Source organism: Streptomyces sp. 2A115 (genome assembly GCF_052245575.1).
Lineage (GTDB): Bacteria > Actinomycetota > Actinomycetes > Streptomycetales > Streptomycetaceae > Streptomyces.
This window is the reverse complement of record NZ_JBQQCG010000048.1, coordinates 1-16,964: the sequence shown is the minus strand read 5'-3', so window position 1 is coordinate 16,964 and position 16,964 is coordinate 1. Positions and strand designations below refer to the sequence as shown.

16 protein-coding genes are annotated in these 16,964 nt (G+C 69.3%); 8 read left to right on the top strand and 8 right to left on the bottom strand.

Translation table 11 applies throughout. From position 1 onward, the window contains the following. Positions 1-21: 21 nt before the first annotated feature. Positions 22-1,815 carry a streptophobe family protein gene (locus tag ACTWQR_RS33540; RefSeq protein ID WP_443230968.1) on the bottom strand — a complete coding sequence of 598 codons (1,794 nt, stop codon included), beginning with the start codon at positions 1,813-1,815 and terminating at the stop codon, positions 22-24. 242 nt (positions 1,816-2,057) lie between these two features. Between ACTWQR_RS33540 and ACTWQR_RS33535 the strand changes: the two genes are divergently transcribed. Next, positions 2,058-4,586 (top strand): FHA domain-containing protein, encoded by a 2,529-nt coding sequence (locus ACTWQR_RS33535; RefSeq protein WP_443231028.1) that lies wholly within the window; start codon positions 2,058-2,060, stop codon positions 4,584-4,586. A gap of 91 nt (positions 4,587-4,677) precedes the next feature. On the opposite strand, the gene ACTWQR_RS33530 is transcribed toward ACTWQR_RS33535, so the two are convergent. The 3 genes from ACTWQR_RS33530 to ACTWQR_RS33520 all read right to left on the bottom strand — a co-directional run bounded on the left by ACTWQR_RS33530 (position 4,678) and on the right by ACTWQR_RS33520 (position 7,509). After that, the gene (locus ACTWQR_RS33530; RefSeq protein WP_443230967.1) at positions 4,678-5,397 is read right to left on the bottom strand and encodes a transglycosylase SLT domain-containing protein; all 720 of its coding nucleotides are present in this window, start codon (positions 5,395-5,397) and stop codon (positions 4,678-4,680) included. A 298-nt stretch (positions 5,398-5,695) separates the two neighbouring features. After that, positions 5,696-6,817, bottom strand: coding sequence for an S-adenosylmethionine:tRNA ribosyltransferase-isomerase (locus ACTWQR_RS33525; RefSeq protein WP_443230966.1), 1,122 nt, complete (start codon positions 6,815-6,817; stop codon positions 5,696-5,698). After that, positions 6,814-7,509 carry an SDR family NAD(P)-dependent oxidoreductase gene (locus ACTWQR_RS33520; RefSeq protein WP_443230965.1) on the bottom strand — a complete coding sequence of 232 codons (696 nt, stop codon included), beginning with the start codon at positions 7,507-7,509 and terminating at the stop codon, positions 6,814-6,816. Before ACTWQR_RS33520 ends, ACTWQR_RS33525 begins: the two co-directional genes overlap by 4 nt. A gap of 188 nt (positions 7,510-7,697) precedes the next feature. Here ACTWQR_RS33520 and ACTWQR_RS33515 point away from each other — a divergent pair, with 188 nt between their 5' ends. The 3 genes from ACTWQR_RS33515 to chpE all read left to right on the top strand — a co-directional run bounded on the left by ACTWQR_RS33515 (position 7,698) and on the right by chpE (position 9,896). Further along, positions 7,698-8,843, top strand: a complete 1,146-nt coding sequence (locus ACTWQR_RS33515) for a GAF domain-containing sensor histidine kinase (protein ID WP_443230964.1) — start codon at positions 7,698-7,700, stop codon at positions 8,841-8,843. Then, a complete protein-coding gene (locus ACTWQR_RS33510; protein WP_443230963.1) occupies positions 8,836-9,477 on the top strand; it encodes a response regulator in 642 nt (213 codons plus the stop codon). Before ACTWQR_RS33515 ends, ACTWQR_RS33510 begins: the two co-directional genes overlap by 8 nt. A gap of 173 nt (positions 9,478-9,650) precedes the next feature. Continuing rightward, positions 9,651-9,896 carry a chaplin ChpE gene (chpE, locus tag ACTWQR_RS33505; protein ID WP_443231027.1) on the top strand — a complete coding sequence of 82 codons (246 nt, stop codon included), beginning with the start codon at positions 9,651-9,653 and terminating at the stop codon, positions 9,894-9,896. Between the two features lie 354 nt (positions 9,897-10,250). On the opposite strand, the gene ACTWQR_RS33500 is transcribed toward chpE, so the two are convergent. Further along, on the bottom strand, positions 10,251-11,039 hold the full coding sequence (locus tag ACTWQR_RS33500; protein ID WP_443230962.1) for a hypothetical protein: 789 nt from the start codon (positions 11,037-11,039) through the stop codon (positions 10,251-10,253). A gap of 121 nt (positions 11,040-11,160) precedes the next feature. Between ACTWQR_RS33500 and ACTWQR_RS33495 the strand changes: the two genes are divergently transcribed. The 3 genes from ACTWQR_RS33495 (at position 11,161) to ACTWQR_RS33485 (ending at position 13,539) form a co-directional block, all read left to right on the top strand. Further along, the gene (locus tag ACTWQR_RS33495) at positions 11,161-11,952 is read left to right on the top strand and encodes an ABC transporter ATP-binding protein (RefSeq protein ID WP_443230961.1); all 792 of its coding nucleotides are present in this window, start codon (positions 11,161-11,163) and stop codon (positions 11,950-11,952) included. Between the two features lie 71 nt (positions 11,953-12,023). Next, a complete protein-coding gene (locus tag ACTWQR_RS33490) occupies positions 12,024-12,455 on the top strand; it encodes an NfeD family protein (protein WP_443230960.1) in 432 nt (143 codons plus the stop codon). A 133-nt stretch (positions 12,456-12,588) separates the two neighbouring features. Further along, the gene (locus tag ACTWQR_RS33485) at positions 12,589-13,539 is read left to right on the top strand and encodes an SPFH domain-containing protein (RefSeq protein ID WP_443230959.1); all 951 of its coding nucleotides are present in this window, start codon (positions 12,589-12,591) and stop codon (positions 13,537-13,539) included. 164 nt (positions 13,540-13,703) lie between these two features. Here ACTWQR_RS33485 and ACTWQR_RS33480 read toward each other — a convergent pair whose 3' ends face one another. From ACTWQR_RS33480 to ACTWQR_RS33470, 3 genes are all read right to left on the bottom strand, one after another. After that, complete coding sequence (locus ACTWQR_RS33480; protein ID WP_443230958.1) at positions 13,704-14,207, bottom strand: HNH endonuclease; 504 nt, start codon at positions 14,205-14,207, stop codon at positions 13,704-13,706. Positions 14,208-14,352: 145 nt separating this feature from the next. Next, positions 14,353-14,892: a YbhB/YbcL family Raf kinase inhibitor-like protein gene (locus tag ACTWQR_RS33475; protein ID WP_443230957.1), complete on the bottom strand. Its 540-nt coding sequence runs from the start codon at positions 14,890-14,892 to the stop codon at positions 14,353-14,355. 50 nt (positions 14,893-14,942) lie between these two features. Further along, positions 14,943-15,728 carry a sporulation protein gene (locus ACTWQR_RS33470; RefSeq protein WP_443230956.1) on the bottom strand — a complete coding sequence of 262 codons (786 nt, stop codon included), beginning with the start codon at positions 15,726-15,728 and terminating at the stop codon, positions 14,943-14,945. A 164-nt stretch (positions 15,729-15,892) separates the two neighbouring features. On the opposite strand from ACTWQR_RS33470, the gene ACTWQR_RS33465 reads away from it, so the two are divergent. Continuing rightward, the gene (locus tag ACTWQR_RS33465; RefSeq protein ID WP_443230955.1) at positions 15,893-16,534 is read left to right on the top strand and encodes a DNA-3-methyladenine glycosylase; all 642 of its coding nucleotides are present in this window, start codon (positions 15,893-15,895) and stop codon (positions 16,532-16,534) included. The last annotated feature ends 430 nt before the right edge of the window (positions 16,535-16,964 follow it).

Here is a 16,964-nt window from a genome sequence, read left to right as displayed (position 1 = left end):
CTCGGTGTCCCAGGCCCGAGGTCACCGCCGCCCCCGTGGCCTCTCGGGCGGAGGCGGCGGCTCGTCCGGCGGGGGAGGCGGCCCGTCCTGCGACGACCGGGGCCTGGGCCGCGGCTTCGGAACCGGCGGTGGCGTGAAAGGCCCGGCCACAGTGGGGGCGCCGTACACGTCATTGGGCGGCCGGGCACCAGGATCCTGCCCGCCGCCAGGGGACTGCCCACCGGGAGGCCGCGAACGAGGGGACCGGGTGCCGGGCGGCCGCCGCCCGTCCTCAGCACCCCGCCTCCCGTCCCCAGGCCCCCGCAGCTCGTCCGGCAACCGCAGATACGGGTTCGTGTCGGGATTCGCCGGCCGGAACGGCGCACCGGGGTTGTAAGGCCCCGACTCCCCGGCGGCCGCGGCGACCTCCGCGTACGGCTGAGTGGCGTCGGGAGCGCCCGCGTCACCCAGTGCCAGCGGTGCCGCGTGCCGACCGGCGGCCCCACTGGCGCAGGCGAGCAGTGCGCCCGCCGCCCCCGCGCCCGCACCCCACACGGCGCCGAGCAGCAGCGCCATGCCCAGCTGCCCGTGCAGCTCGATCCCGGCGTCGAACGCGTCGATGCCGAGGACGGACAGTGAGGCGTCCACCGACACCTCCGTCAGCCAGGCGAGCAGCGGCAGCGTGAGCGCGGTCACGATCGCCAGCCGCAGCGCGCAGCGCCCCGCGAAACCGAGGACACCCCGCTCACGTACGAAGGGCGTACGCACCGCGGTCAGCACGCCCGCGAACAGCATCATCAGTGCCGCCGCGACCCCCAACAGCCAGACCCGGCTGTCCAGTTCGGCCAGCCGCCCCAACGTGATGGGCTGGTCGGAGGAGCTCAGAAACTCGTCCACGGGATCGGGCAGGAGCGTGGCGAGCGGGCCCGTGGCCTTTCCGTCCCACGGCACGAGGAGCCCGATCGGGATTCCCAGCCACACCCCGTTGGGCGCCCCGACCAGTGCCGCGCCTGCGATCCGCTTCGGATTTTCGTCGCTGATCGCCGCGTACGCCGCCGCCGAGAACCCCGCCAGGACCGCGACCAGCAACACCGTGACCAGCGCGGACGCGGCGGGCCGCACCAAGCGGTGCACGGCCGTCCAGCCGCGCGGCAGCGGGGTCCGGCGCGAGGCCAGCAGCGCGATCGCCAGGACGCCCAGCACCCAGCCCAGGCCGCCGAACAGCGTCGGCACGGTCTCGACCGTGAAGCCCACCTCCGCGTTCGCGTCGGCGAGGTCCCCGAGGCGGTCGGGCAGCAGTCCGCCGATGTCACCGAGTCCGGGAACATCGACCTCGTCGGGCAGGCCGCCGCCCGGCAGCTCGTCGAGCCCGAGCGAGCCGCCGTCGATCGTGATGACATCGTGTCCCGCCCAGGCAAGACCGCCCAGCATCGCGACGAAGAGCACGACCACCGTGCCCACCCGGGCGAGCAGTTCGGCCGGGGCGACCACAACTCCGGCCCCGCGCAGGGAACGCAGGAAGAACCAGGACAGCAGCAGCGCACCCACCAGGCTCACGCCGAGTGGCGTGATCTGGAGGGCGGTCTCGGCCTGAGCGCCCTCCAGGCCGAAAGCCGACACATCGCCGGACGGCGCCACCGAACCACCCGCCCCAAGGGCCACAACCGCCGCGGTCATCGTCCCGAGCGAGCCCGCCGAGTCCGCGCCGAGCAGATGCAGCCCCAGTGCCGCCACACCCGCCATTCCGATCAACGCCCAGCTCACGGCCGCGATCGAGGACAGCAGCACGTCACCCATCGGCACACGCCTGCCGTGTCCCACGGTCCCGTCGCTCATCGTCAGCCCCCCGACTCCGCACCGCGACGCCTCCACCCGAGGTGTCCCCCTCGCGTGGGATTACCACTCTCCGGGCCGGTTTCAACCCCGTCAACGGAAACGGACAAGCCGCCCGTACGCGATCTACGGAAGGCCCGACTTTCGGTCATGGGGCTCCTACTGAAATAGTTCCCCCCGATGTTCGACATCCCTAGACTCCCTGCGATGGGGACAACTCGGGGGACAACTCAGTGGGGCATGGAGTGCCGGAACTCGTACTGGAATTGAACGGACGGACCTGGACGCTCGATGCGTCCAGGCCATACACCCTCGGACGTGATCCGCAGGGAGACATCGTGCTCGATGACGCCAGGGTGTCCTGGCGTCACGCCACGATCAGTTGGGGCGGCCGCACCTGGGTCATCGAGGACCACGGCAGCACCAACGGCACATTCGTGCAGGGGCAGCGGATCCATCAAATGGAGATTGGCCCCGGCTCTGCCGTGCACCTCGGCAACGCGACCGACGGCCCGCGCCTGAACCTCTCGGGTGCCGCGGCCGCCGCACCGCAGGCGCAGCCGCAACAGCAGCCGTACGCCGCGCAGGGTGCGCCGGCCGCCCCTGCCGCGGGCTGGGCCCAGCAGGCGCCGCCGGAGCAGCAGGTGCCCGAGCAGCGGGTGCCGGAGCAGGGCTGGCAGAAGCCGCAGCAGGCCGCGCACATCCCGCCGCAGCAAGGACCCGGTGGTGGCGCGGGGGCGCCGCCGGTCTACGGCGACCGCAGCCCGACCACGTTCCACCAGCTGGCCCTCGGCCGCGTGATGCGGATCGGCCGCGCGCTGGAGAACGAGCTGGTCGTCTCCGACCTGCAGGTGTCGCGGCATCACGCCGAGTTCCACGCGACGCCCGACGGCCGCTACGAGATCCGCGACCTCGGCTCGCACAACGGCACGTACGTCAACGGTATGCCGATCGCCAAGGGCGGCTCCGCGCTGCTCGGCCCGAACGACATCGTCGGCGTCGGCCACTCGACGTTCCGCCTCGTCGGCGACCGCCTCGAGGAGTTCGTCGACACCGGTGAGGTTTCCTTCTCGGCCCGTCACCTGACGGTGACGGTCGACGGCGGCAAGCAGATCCTCAAGGACGTCTCCTTCGGTGTTCCGGAGAAGTCGCTCATCGCGGTCATCGGCCCGTCCGGCTCCGGAAAATCGACGCTCCTGAAGGCGCTCACGGGCTACCGCCCCGCCAACCAGGGCGACGTCCTCTACGACAACCGGAACCTCTACAAGCAGTTCGCCGAGCTGCGCCAGCGCATCGGTCTGGTCCCGCAGGACGACATCCTGCACAAGGAGCTGACCGTCAAGAAGGCCCTCAAGTACGCGGCCAAGCTGCGCTTCCCCGCGGACACCACGGAGGCCGAGCGCTCGGCCCGGATCGACGAGGTGCTGCGCGAGCTCAAGCTGGACATCCACAAGGAGAAGAAGGTCACCTCCCTCTCCGGTGGCCAGCGCAAGCGCGTCTCCGTGGCTCTGGAGCTGCTCACCAAGCCGTCGCTGATCTTCCTGGACGAGCCGACCTCCGGCCTCGACCCGGGCATGGACCGTGACGTCATGCAGCTGCTGCGCGGTCTCGCCGACGACGGCCGTACGGTCCTCGTCGTCACGCACTCCGTGGCCGAGCTGGCGATCTGCGACAAGCTCCTGGTGATGGCGCCCGGCGGCTCGGTGGCCTACTTCGGCCCGCCCGAGGAGGCTCTGAACTTCTTCGGCTACGACACCTGGGCCGACGTCTTCTCCGCCTTCGAGAACTACCGCGACTACGACTGGGCGGGCCGCTGGAAGGGCTCGCAGCACTACCAGATGTACGCCGCGGACATCGACGCGGTCGCCGCACAGTCCGTACCCATGCCGTCCGCCCAGGCGATGCGGCCGCCGAAGCCGCAGGGCTGGGGCTCCCAGCTGTTCACACTGATCCGCCGTTATGCCTCGGTCATCGCCGCCGACAAGGGCTTCCTGGCCCTGTCGGTCATCCTGCCCGCGGTCCTCGGCACGGTCGGTGTGCTGATCCCAGCTGACTACGGCCTCGGATTCGGCCCGGACAGAGGTCCTCTGCCGCGCTCCAACGGGGACGGCGCCACCGTGCTGCTGATCCTCGCCGTGGGCGCCTGCTTCTCGGGCGCGGCCAACTCCGTACGCGAGCTGATCAAGGAACGGGTGATCTACGAACGCGAACGGGCGACGGGCCTGTCGCGCTCGGCCTATCTGATGTCCAAGGTGATCGTCCTCGGCATCATCACGATCTTCCAGGGTGCCATCATCGGCGCGATCGGCTTCGGCCTCAACGAGGCCCCCGTGGAGGGCGTACTGCTCGGGGCGTCCACCCGGCTCGAAATGACCTTCCCGATCATGGCGCTCGGCTTCACCTCGATGATGTTCGGGCTGGTCATCTCCTCGCTGGTGAAGACCTCCGAGAAGACCATGCCGCTGCTGGTGATGTTCGCGATCGTCCAGGTCGTCTTCACCGGCTGCCTCTTCACCCTGAACGGGCAAATCGGCGTCAACGAGGTCTCGTACCTGATGCCGTCCCGCTGGGCGGTGGCCGCCGCGGGCACCACGGCCTCGCTCAACATCCTGTTCCCCAACCGCGACGATCCGACCAGTACGGACCCCTTGTGGGACCACGAACTCAGCCAGTGGCTGATGGACATGGGCGTGCTGATCGGCATCGGAGTGCTCTGCGGCATCATCGTGGCGCGGCTGCTGCGCCGCCACGAGCCCGAGGTCATGCGCAAGTAGTTCCCGGACGCGCAGTTCCCGGACGCGCGAAGGGCGGTATCCCGGTCGGGATGCCGCCCTTTGACGTACGTGGCAGAGGTCCGCGCAAACCTCAGTACGCGCTGTCGACGTTGTCGATCGAGCCGTATCGGTCGGCCGCGTAGTTGGCGGCGGCGGTGATGTTGGCGACCGGGTTGTACTGGCTCCATGCCGTGCCGGCGACGTGGTAGGCGTCGAAGGTCGGCTTGATGACCTGCAGCAGACCGATCGACGGGACGCCGTTGATGGCGTTGATGTCCCAGCCGTTGATGGCGTTCGGGTTGCCCGAGGACTCCCGCATGATGTTGCGGTGCAGACCGTCGTACGTGCCCGGGATGCCCTTCTTCTTCATGATGTCCAGCGACTGGCGGATCCAGCCGTCGAGGTTGTTGGCGTAGGTCTTCGCGGCGGCCGGCTTGACCGCGGCGCGCTTGGCGGACCGGCTCGCGGCCTCCTTCACCTTGCGCGCATCCTCGGCCTTCTTCTTCGCGGCGGCCTCGGCAGCCGTCTTCGCGGCGGCAGCGTCGACTGCCTTCTTCTTCGCGGCGTCGACTGCGGCCTGCTCGGTCGCGGAGGCCAGCTGGCCGTTGACGGCGGTCTTCGCGTGCGTGAACTGCTGGGAGGAGAAGGCGACCGGAGCGGCGGAGACCGTCTCGGCGCTCGCCTCGGAGCTGCCCGGCACGAGGGAGAACGCGAGGGCGGCGGCGCCGAGCGTGGCGACACCGGCGAGCGAGAGCTTGTGGGTCTTGGTCAGCATGGGACTAAGACGAGTGGTGCGGTTCTGCTGGGGCATGGCTGATGGACCTCTTCCAATGGCGCGGAGGTCGCTCTCAGTCCGGTGGGGGACAAAGGTTTTCCAGACAAACGCCGCGGGTAGGACCCCGCGGCGTCGAGCGACGGCAGCCATTGTTAGCGGCCGCAAAATCCTGTGGCAAAGGTGTGACCTACGAAGCGGGGTAGTGGACCCGGGGAGGGCAAAACGGGACAGACCAAGACGTCTGCCCCGCTCACCGGGGTCCGGTTTATCTCCTAGGTCCCTTCGTACGTGATATGGGTCCTATGCGCGGGCTCACATGGGTCACGCTGCGGTCTCACCAACAGTTGCCCGAGCAATGCTCTGCGTGAGTGTCCTCGTTCGGCAGGATGAGGTGCACGTCGCCGAACTCGTGCCACAGGTAGCGCCCGCGCAGCGCCTCGTCGTAACCGCGCTCGATCGCCGCCCGCCCCGCTATCGCCTCCAGCATCAGCAGATGCGAGGCCTCGGGCTCGTGCAGCCCGGTGAGCAGCCCGTCGACCACCCGCACCCCGCGCTCCGGAGTCACCACGAGATCGGTCCACCCCTCCGCGCCACGCACCACTCCGTCCGGGCCTGCCGCCGACTCCACGGCGCGCACCGCCGTCGTACCGACCGCGATGACCCGGCCTCCGCCGGCCTTCGCCGCGTTGATCAGCCGCGCCGACGTCTCCGGCACCGTGAAACGCTCCGGGTACGGCTGCTCGTGGACCTCGGCCGAGGCGACCCCGGTGTGCAGCGTGATCGGCGCGAACTGCACGCCCCGGCTCACCAGCTCCGCCACCAGACGTGAGGTGAAGGGCCGCGCCGCGCTCGGCATCTCCGCGCTGCCCGAGCCGTCGGCGGACGGCAGCGCGAACACCGTCTGGTACACGGACAGCGGCTGATCCCTCTCCGTATAGGAGTAACGAATGGGCCTCCCGTGCCGCCGCAGCAGCCCCGGCACGTCCGCCTCCGACGTCCGCGCCCACCACAGCCGGGGACCGCGCGAGGCGAGGGGCTCCTCCAGGACGAGCCGTACGTCCCCGGGGAGGCGCACTTCTGTACCGGCGGGCCCGCCCGCACGCGCGCGCGTGGTGCCCGTTCCGTCGGGATCCCGCAGCTCGACGGCCCATCGGCCGTCGTCGCCCCGCGTCGAGAAATGCACCGCCACGCGCGCGTGCCCGATCCTTCCGTCCACCGCGGCCGCCAGTGTCGGCGACGTGTTCACGATGAGCAGGTCCCCGGCCCGCAGCAGGCCCGGCAGATCCACGAACGTGTGGTGCGACACCTCCGTACCGCGCGAGACGAGCAGCCGAACCGCGTCCCGGTCGAGCCCGGGCCCACGCTGCTCGGCCGGCACCCGCGCCGACAGCTCCTCCGGAACCCTCCGCCACTCTCGACCTCGCTCGAGCCGGGAGACCCCCGTGGCGATCGTCATCGCTGCTCCAGCAACGACGGCGCCCCGTAGCGCCCGCTCGCCGGACGCCGGTCGATCAGCCGCAGAAAGGCCGGAACGACACTGGCCGGGGCCGGCCGCGGATCGGCGTCGTCCGGCACGGCCGCCGCGTACAGGTCCGTGCCCATGTCGCCCGGATCGACCGCCCAGACCCGCAGCCCGGGCTCCTCCACGCCGAGCACCGCCGACAGATGGTCGAGCGCCGCCTTCGCGGCCCCGTAGCCGCCCCAGGTCTCGTACGCCTCGGCGGCCGCGTCCGAGCTGATGTCGATCACCGCGCCCGCCCGCGACTCCCGCAGCGGCGGCAGCGCCTCCTGGACGAGGCCGAGCGCCGCGACCACGTTGACCTCCAGCGCCCGCCTCAGCCCGTCCAGGGACAGCGATTCGAGGCGTACGAGGGGCTCGGCGCCCAGCGCGCTCGCGTTGTTCACCAGGAGATCGACGCCACCGAGCTCCCGCGCCTTCGCCACAAGACCGGCACGGTGCGCCTCGTCCGTGACGTCCCCGGGCAGCGCCTCCACCCGCGTCCCGTACTTGCTGAGCGCCGCGGCCGTCTCCCGAAGAACCCCCGCCGTTCTGGCGTCGAGCACCAGATCCCAGCCGCGCGCCGCCAGGGCCTCGGCGAGTGCGCGCCCCAGCCCTTTCGAAGCCCCCGTGATGATCGCTACCGGCATGACAACTGTCCCCTCGTCCCATGACCGCCGTTCCCGGCGGATGTCTTCAACGTAGGAACCGGGCCGCCTCCGCCGCCTCGTGCGCGGGCCGCAAAACCTCGGGGCCCTTTGCCCTAGGCCCAGCGGCTTAGGCGGCGGCCGCCACAGGTCGGATACGCGCTGTCACACCCCGCCGGTAGCGTGAGGTCATGAGCCAAGGACACCGGTCGGGCCTGTACGCGGTGAGTTCCGCGCTGCTGGCCATGAGCAGGCATCTCGAGGTGCGCGACGTCCTCAAGACGATCGTCGCCTCGGCCCGCGAGCTGCTCGACGCGCAGTACGCGGCGCTCGGAGTCCCCGACGACCACGGCGGCTTCGCCCAGTTCGTGGTCGACGGCGTCAGCGACGCCCAGTGGAAGGCCATCGGCCCGCTGCCGCGCCAGCACGGCATCCTCGCCGCGATGCTGCACGAGGCCCGCCCCGAGCGCCTCGCCGACGTACGCAAGGACCCCCGCTTCGAGGGCTGGCCGAGCGCCCACCCCGACATGTCCGACTTCCTGGGCCTGCCCATCCGCGACGGCGACGAGGTCATGGGCGCCCTCTTCCTGGCAAATAAGAACTGCCCCAAGCCGGAGGGCGGTTGCGGCTTCACCGAGGACGACGAGGAACTTCTGACGATCCTCGCCCAGCACGCCGCGATCGCCCTCACCAACGCCCGCCTGTACGAGCGCAGTCGGGAGCTCACGATCGCCGAGGAGCGCTCCCGCCTAGCGCACGAACTGCACGACGCCGTCAGCCAGAAGCTGTTCTCCCTGCGCCTCACCGCCCAGGCCGCCGCCGCCCTGGTGGACCGCGACCCGGGCCGCGCCAAGGGCGAACTCCAGCAGGTGGCCGCTCTCGCCGCTGAGGCCGCCGACGAACTGCGCGCCGCCGTCGTCGAGTTGCGCCCCGCCGCCCTCGACGATGACGGCCTGGTCGCCACGTTGCGCACCCAGATACAGGTCCTCGACCGCGCCCACTCCGCGCACGTGACCTTCGACAGCTGCGGAGTCCGTGCGCTGCCGGCCGCCCAGGAGGAAGCCATGCTGCGCGTCGCCCAGGAGGCGCTGCACAACGCGCTGCGCCACTCGGGCGCGGCCCGCGTCGACGTCAGCCTGGCGAGGCGCGGTCAGGGCGCTGTCCTGAGCGTCACCGACGACGGCAGCGGCTTCGAACCCAAGGCGACGCGCCGCGCGGGACGCCACCTCGGCCTGGTGTCCATGCGCGACCGGGCAAGTGGCGTCGGCGGCACGCTCACCGTGGAATCGGCGCCCGGAAAGGGCACCACGATCGAGATGGAGGTCCCTGGTGGCTGACGCAATCAAGGTGCTGCTGGTCGACGACCACCAAGTGGTCCGCCGGGGCCTGCGCACCTTCCTGGAGGTACAGGACGACATCGAGGTCGTGGGCGAGGCGTCCGACGGCGCCGAAGGAGTCGCCCGCGCCGAGGAGTTGAAGCCCGACATCGTCCTCATGGACGTCAAGATGCCGGGCATGGACGGCGTGGAGGCCCTGCGCAAGCTCCGCGAACTCGACAACCACGCGCGCGTGCTCATCGTCACCAGCTTCACCGAGCAGCGCACGGTGATCCCGGCCCTGCGCGCCGGAGCCGCCGGGTACGTCTACAAGGACGTGGACCCCGACGCGCTCGCCGGAGCCATCCGCTCGGTCCACGCCGGACACATCCTGCTGCAGCCCGAGGTGGCCGGCGCGCTGCTGTCCCAGGAGGAGACCAACTACGGGCAGGGAAGAGGGGGTTCACTCACCGAGCGGGAGCGCGAGGTCCTCGGCCTGATCGCCGACGGCCGCTCCAACCGCGAGATAGCCCGCGCCCTCGTCCTCTCCGAGAAGACCGTCAAGACGCATGTCTCGAACATCCTGATGAAGCTCGACCTCGCCGACCGCACACAGGCCGCGCTGTGGGCCGTACGCCATGGTGTGACCGGCTGATTCACACCTCTGCGAGCTTTCCGGACGGCAACACGGAGCGTTCCGTTCCGGACTGAGATTCATACCGTCGTGGGAATGTCCCCCAGATGGCGCATCCTTCCGGGATCTCCGCCGTTCTTCAGTGCGTGCTGCGGCGCTTTGCCGCAGTGGTTCACAAGGAAGAGGGCTTAGAAGTGAAGAACCTGAAGAAGGCCGCAGCCGTCACGATGGTGGCCGGTGGCCTGGTTGCCGCCGGTGCCGGTTTCGCCTCCGCCACCGATGGTGCGCACGCCGTCGGCAAGGCCGTGGGCTCGCCGGGCGTCGCCTCGGGCAACCTCGTCCAGGCCCCCGTCGCCATTCCGGTGAACGCGGTCGGCAACACCGTGAACGTTGTCGGCATCCTGAACCCGGCGTTCGGCAACGACGGCATCAACGGCTGACGTACGCCCCGGGTCAACAGTGACCACCGGCCTTCCAGGTACGCCTGGGGGGCCGGTCCGGTTTTCGGCTCCCGGACATGCCGCTCAGCGTGCGACCCGCGGCTGGGTCGGACACGCGAACGCTGGAGAATCTCTCAGCATGAACATCACCAAGAGGGCAGCCATGGCCGTCACCCTCGTCGGTCTCGCCGCGGGTGCCTCTGCCGGTGCCGCTGTCGCCGACTTCGCCGCGAACGACTGAGACCGCACCTGGCCAAGGGCCCCGTGGACCACACCGGTCGCGGGGCCTCTTCCGTACGTCCGGGACGTCCTCCGTACCTCAGAGGGACCTGAGCCCAGCCGAAGGCCGAGGTCTCACCGAACCCCGCGCTCCTGCTCCTCCACGAACGCGTTGTACGCAGCCACCTGCGCCCGCCGAGCCGTCCGCTCCACAGGCCTCAGCGCCTCGGACCGCGCGGCCATCTCCGAAGCGCTCACAGCTCCGCCGTGCCCGTTCTCGTACGCCACCGAGACGAGCAGCCCGACGCGTTGCGCCAGCTCCAACACCCGTACCGCACGCGGTGGATACCCGGGAGCGAGCACTTCACCGCCCCGCTCGGCCCGCGCCCGGTACGCGTCGATCGCCGCCTCGGCGACCGGACCCGAGCCGGCCACGTCGAGCTGCGACAGCATCTGGGTGGCATCGCGCAGTGCCTCCGCGAGCTCCCGCTCGGCCTCGCTGAGCGACGGCACATCGGCGGGCGGCGCCTCGCGTACGGCGAGACAGTGCCAGACGACCTCCACGTGCACGTCGCCGTCGGGACCGGCCTCGTACACCTCGGGTACGAGCCCCAGTGCGGCGCCCTGGCAGACCACCGCCTCCTCGGAGTCGAGGGCGCGGGCATTGAACTCCGGCGGTCCGCTCAGCCCGAGCGGATGCCCGGGCGCGGGGAGCGCGATCCGGAGGCCGGTCACCCCGAGCGTGCGCAGTCGCCCCAGGGCGAGCGTGAGTCCGACGGGCCCCGTCTCACCAGGCAGCCCTTCGACCCGGTGCACGGCGTCCTCGCCGATGATGGCGGTGACCGCGTCGTCCGGCGAAACAAATCCGGCCAACAGGGCATTTCCCCATGCCGCCAGCCGTCCTGAGCGTGGTTCCGAAAGCATGCCCCCACCCTAAGGACCGGCCGATGGATTGGACCGGTCGACCGGTGGCGTAGGTTTTCCCTGGGGGCTGCGTCCACAGACGTAAGCGACGGCCGAGACTGCAATGGGAGACAGCGCGCTCATGAGCGATGTTCTGGAGCTTGAGGACGTATCCGTGGTCCGAGAGGGCCGGGCTCTGGTGGACCAGGTCTCCTGGTCGGTCAAGGAAGGCGAGCGCTGGGTCATCCTCGGCCCCAACGGCGCCGGAAAAACGACCCTCCTCAACCTCGCCTCCAGCTACCTCTTCCCCAGCGCGGGCACCGCCACCATCCTCGGCGAGACCCTCGGCAAGGTGGACGTCTTCGAGCTGCGCCCGCGCATCGGCATGGCCGGCATCGCCATGGCCGACAAGCTTCCCAAGCGCCAGACCGTCCTGCAGACGGTGCTGACCGCCGCGTACGGCATGACGGCCGGCTGGCACGAGGACTACGAGGACATCGACGAGCAGCGCGCCCGCGCCTTCCTCGACCGCCTCGGCATGAGCGACTACCTGGACCGCAAGTTCGGCACGCTCTCCGAGGGAGAGCGCAAGCGCACCCTGATCGCCCGCGCGCTGATGACCGACCCCGAGCTGCTGCTCCTCGACGAGCCCGCCGCCGGCCTCGACCTCGGCGGCCGCGAGGACCTCGTACGCCGCCTCGGCCGCCTCGCCCGCGACCCGATCGCCCCCTCCATGATCATGGTCACGCACCACGTCGAGGAGATCGCTCCGGGCTTCACCCACGTCCTGATGATCCGTCAGGGCAAGGTGCTCGCCGCGGGCCCCCTGGAACTCGAACTCACCTCGCGCAACCTGTCGTTGTGCTTCGGCCTCCCCCTCGTCGTGGAACAGGCCGGCGAACGCTGGACCGCGCAGGGCCTCCCGCTGTCCTGACGACCCGAAGACCTGCACCAACCTGATCGGCGCCCTGTCCGCGACGGGACCCGCGGACCTACCATGACCACGTGGACGACATCGACGCATGGGTGTGGTGGCTGATCGGCGCGGTCGGGCTCGGAATTCCGCTCGTCGTGACCGCGATGCCGGAATTGGGAATGCTGGCCGTCGGCGCCGTCGCGGGCGCTGTGACCGCAGGGCTCGGAGGTGGTGTCGTCCTCCAAGTCGTGGTCTTCGCGGTCGTCTCCGTCGCGCTCATCGCGGTCGTACGCCCCATCGCGGCCCGGCAGCTGTCCCAGCGGCCCCGGCTCGCCACGGGCATAGACGCCTTGAAGGGCAAACAAGCCGTCGTCCTGGAGAGAGTCGACGGCGCCGGTGGCCGGATCAAGCTCGCCGGAGAGGTCTGGTCCGCCCGCTCCCTCGACACCGGACGCGCCTACGACGTAGGCCAAGAGGTGGACGTCGTGGAGATCGAAGGAGCCACGGCGATCGTCATGTGACTCCCCGAGGCGTTCAGCGAACGGAACGCCCCACGTGGCGGGTTGTGGTCTGACAGACTCGTCCAGCAAGATCTTCAACAATCACAAGATCTTCCGGCAAGCGCCGAGGCGGAGAAGGGTACGGGGAGCCACGATGGGACCGGTCGTCATCGTCCTGATCATTCTGGTGGTGTTGGTCTTCATCGCGCTGATCAAGACCATCCAAGTCATCCCACAGGCCAGCGCGGCGATCGTCGAGCGCTTCGGCCGCTACACGCGGACACTCAACGCGGGCCTGAACATCGTCGTCCCGTTTATCGACTCGATCCGCAACCGCATCGACCTCCGTGAACAGGTCGTGCCGTTCCCGCCCCAGCCGGTGATCACCCAGGACAACCTGGTCGTCAACATCGACACGGTCATCTACTACCAGGTGACCGACGCCCGCGCGGCCACGTACGAGGTAGCCAGCTACATCCAGGCGATCGAGCAGCTCACCGTCACCACACTCCGCAACATCATCGGTGGCATGGACCTGGAGCGGACACTCACCTCCCGCGAGGAGATCAACGCGGCCCTGCGCGGCGTCCTCGACGAGGCAACCGGCAAGTGGGGCATCCGCGTCAACCGCGTCGAGCTCAAGGCCATCGAGCCGCCCACCTCCATCCAGGACTCGATGGAGAAGCAGATGCGCGCCGACCGTGACAAGCGCGCCGCGATCCTCACCGCCGAAGGTATCCGCCAGTCGCAGATCCTCACCGCCGAGGGTGAGAAGCAGTCCGCCATCCTGCGCGCCGAAGGTGAGGCCAGGGCCGCCGCGCTGCGCGCCGAGGGCGAGGCCCAGGCCATCCGAACGGTCTTCGAGTCCATCCACGCCGGTGACGCGGACCAGAAGCTCCTCGCCTACCAGTACCTCCAGATGCTCCCGAAGATCGCCGAGGGCGACGCGAACAAGCTCTGGATCGTGCCCAGCGAGATCGGCGACGCCCTCAAGGGCCTGAGCGGCGCCATGGGCAACTTCGGACCGATGGGCGGGATGGGCGGCGGCTCGGGCAACGGAGGCGGAGGCACAGAGCGCCGCGAGAAGCCGACCGTCACTGACTGAGAATCGCCAAAGAAGGGGCTCGCCTCTTGGAGAGGCGAGCCCCTTCTCCTTGGGGGCGCGGGGAACTGCGCAATCCTTCAGGGGCGCGGGGAACGGCGCGACCAGCCACAAGTGACCCGCAGCAACGAACCACCCGCAGTTCCCCGGCTCTCCCAGCGGAGCGTTTACGCAGGCTGGGCGAGCCACTCCGGCAAGGCCTCGAAGTCATCCCGCCCCAACGCCAGCAGCATCGCGTCCGCCGGCGTCGGCTCGAACGGCTGCCGCAACAGCGGCATCCCCGCCTGCTCCGGCGTACGAGCCGCCTTGCGGTGGTTGTCCTGCGCGCACGAGGCCACCGTGTTCAGCCAGGAGTCCTGACCGCCCTGCGCCCGCGGTACCACGTGGTCCACGGTCGTCGCCCGCCTTCCGCAGTACGCGCACCTGTGCCGGTCACGCACCAGCACACCTCGCCTCGACCACGGCGCTTGTCTTCGGAAGGGCACCCGCACATAGCGGCAGAGCCTGATCACACGGGGCGCCGGTATGTCGACCGCGGCTCCGCGCAGACGCAGTTCGGGGTGGGCCTGCTCGACGACGGCCTTGTCCTGCAGCACCAGAACGACGGCTCGGTTCAACGTCACCGTCGACAGCGGCTCAAAGCTCGCGTTCAGCACCAGCGTGTCCCGCATCCAGCCCACCTCCTCTGTGCACCGGCCCACCCCCTGGCGGACTGGATCAACTTTGGCCGGGCACGCCGAGATGGACAACGCAATAAAAAAATGCCCGCCCCTGATCAATTCCAAGACCAGAGGCGGGCAAACGTTCAGTGAACGCTCAGCTGTCCGCGGGCGCCGCGTACTCGGCGATGAGCTGGGCCCTCGCCAGCGTATGGAACCGGAGGTTGAAGCCGACGAAGGCCGGCGAACCGTCCGAGTCCGGCCCGAGCTTCTCCTGATCCACCGCGAACACCGTGAAGACGTACCGGTGCGCAGGATCCCCGGCCGGCGGCGCGGCGCCACCGAAGTCCTTCGACCCGTAGTCGTTGCGCACCTGCACCGCACCCTCCGGCAGGCCCTCGAACTTGCCGCTGCCCGCGCCCGCCGGCAGCTCGGTCACCGAGGCCGGGATGTCGAACACGACCCAGTGCCAGAATCCGCTCCCCGTTGGGGCGTCCGGATCGAAGCAGGTCACAGCGAAGCTCTCGGTCTCCGGCGGGAAGCCCTCCCAGCGCAACTGTGGCGAGGTGTTCCCGGCCGCGTAGACCTGAGCGTCCTTCAGCGTCGCGCCCGGCTCGACGTCCTCACTCGTGACCGTGAACGACGGCACGGCGGGATGGAAGTCGTGGGGAAGCGGCGGCCTCTTGGGCTCGGTCACCTCGGCACCTCCTGATCGTTTCTGATCGGTGGAATCTCTCGTTCCCGAGCCTAGAACCAGTTGCGCCGGCTACCGACCTGGGACAGCCACTCATTGAGATACGCGGCCCAGTCCGTCCCCTGGAAGTCGTTCAGTCCCACCTTGAACGAGCGGAACGAGTCACTGCCCTCACTGAACAGACCCGGCTTCTTGTCCATCTCCAGGACGACGTCCATCTCGCGCTCGTCCGCGACGAAGCTCAGCTCGACCTGGTTGAGACCGCGGTACTGCTGCGGCGGGAAGAACTCGATCTCCTGGTAGAACGGCAGCTTCTGCCGCGTGCCCCGGATCCTGCCGCGCTCCAGGTCCGCGTTCTTGAACCGGAAGCCCAGCTGGATGAACGCGTCCAGGAGCGCCTGCTGCGCCGGCAGCGGGTGCACGCTGATCGGGTCCAGGTCACCGGAGTCCACCGCACGCGAGATCTCCAGCTCCGTGGTCACACCGACGTTCATCCCGCGCAGCGGCTGACCGCTGATGGTCGTGATCGGCGTCTCCCATGGGATCTCGAGCCCGAACGGCACCGCGTGCACCGCCCCGGCCTGCAGCTCGAAGGCACCGCCGAGCCGCGTCTTCGTGAACTCGATGTCCTGCTTGTGCTCCTGGTCGTCAGGGCCCTCGACCTCGACCCGGGCCTGCAGTCCTACCGACAGGCCCTCGATCGCCTGATTCACGGACCCGCCCTGGATCCGCACCTCACCCTGAACGACGCCGCCCGGAACGACATTCACCTCGGTCAGTACGGTCTCGACCGAAGCCCCACCGGCCCCCAGGCTCGCAAGCATCCGCTTGAACCCCATGTCTTTTCCTCCTCGGGCAACGCCCCGTTGTTCTATCCGGATCGGATCCTTGATCCATACAAACGCGATCCAGCCGTGGCCGGTTCCGTGCCCTCACCCTGGCAACGCGGACGCTCCCTGACCACCCCGCACGCAGTCACACCTCTGCACTACGCTCGTACGCCATGATCGCGGCCCCTGACCGTACGCCCCTCACCCGGGAGTTCTTCGACCGACCCGTCCTGGAGGTCGCCCCCGATCTCCTGGGACGGGTCCTCGTGCGCACCACCCCGGACGGACCGATCGAGCTCCGTCTCACAGAGGTCGAGGCCTACGACGGTCCGAACGACCCCGGCTCCCACGCGTATAGGGGCCGCACCGCCCGAAACGACGTGATGTTCGGTCCGCCCGGGCATGTGTACGTCTACTTCACCTACGGAATGTGGCACTGCATGAACCTGGTGTGCGGTCCGGAGGGCATGGCGAGCGCGGTCCTGCTCCGCGCCGGAGAGATCACCGAGGGCGTCGAGCTGGCCCGCAAACGTCGACTTTCAGCCCGATATGACAGGGAACTGGCCAAGGGACCCGCCCGCCTGGCCACGGCGCTGGGCGTGGACCGCACCCTCGACGGCACGGACGCGTGCGCTCCCGCAAGGCCTCCGATAACCCTTCTTAGGGGGACTCGCGTGCACTCCGACCAGGTAAGCAGCGGTCCACGCACCGGGGTGGCAGGCGAAGGGGGCGTCCACCCGTGGCGCTTCTGGATCACCAACGACCCGACGGTGAGCCCTTATCGGGCCCATACGCCCCGTCGTCGCCGAACTTGACCCACCCTTGGGTGGTGCGTAATGTGGTCCGAGCCGCTTGAACCGGGTACGGCGTTCAGCCAGCAGCCGGAAGCGGCCAACCCACTACCTACGACTTCCTCTCAGCGAGGGTGAATTCGGCGTGCATGCACGCCCTAATTCAAACTTGCGGAACTCGATTATGAGTTGCCGAGCGGATCGGTTAACGTAGTGAATGTCGAAAGGCCGCGAGGGAAACCTTGGAGCCGAAAGACAAACCCACCCGACAGGGAATCGGATACGGAAACGGTCTGATAGAGTCGGAAACGCAAGACCGAAGGGAAACGCCCGGAGGAAAGCCCCGGAGAAGGTTCTGTGGGTGAGTACGAAGGAAGTGTCCGTTCCTTGAGAACTCAACAGCGTGCCAAAAATCAACGCCAGATATGTTGATACCCCGTTCCCGGCCTGTCAT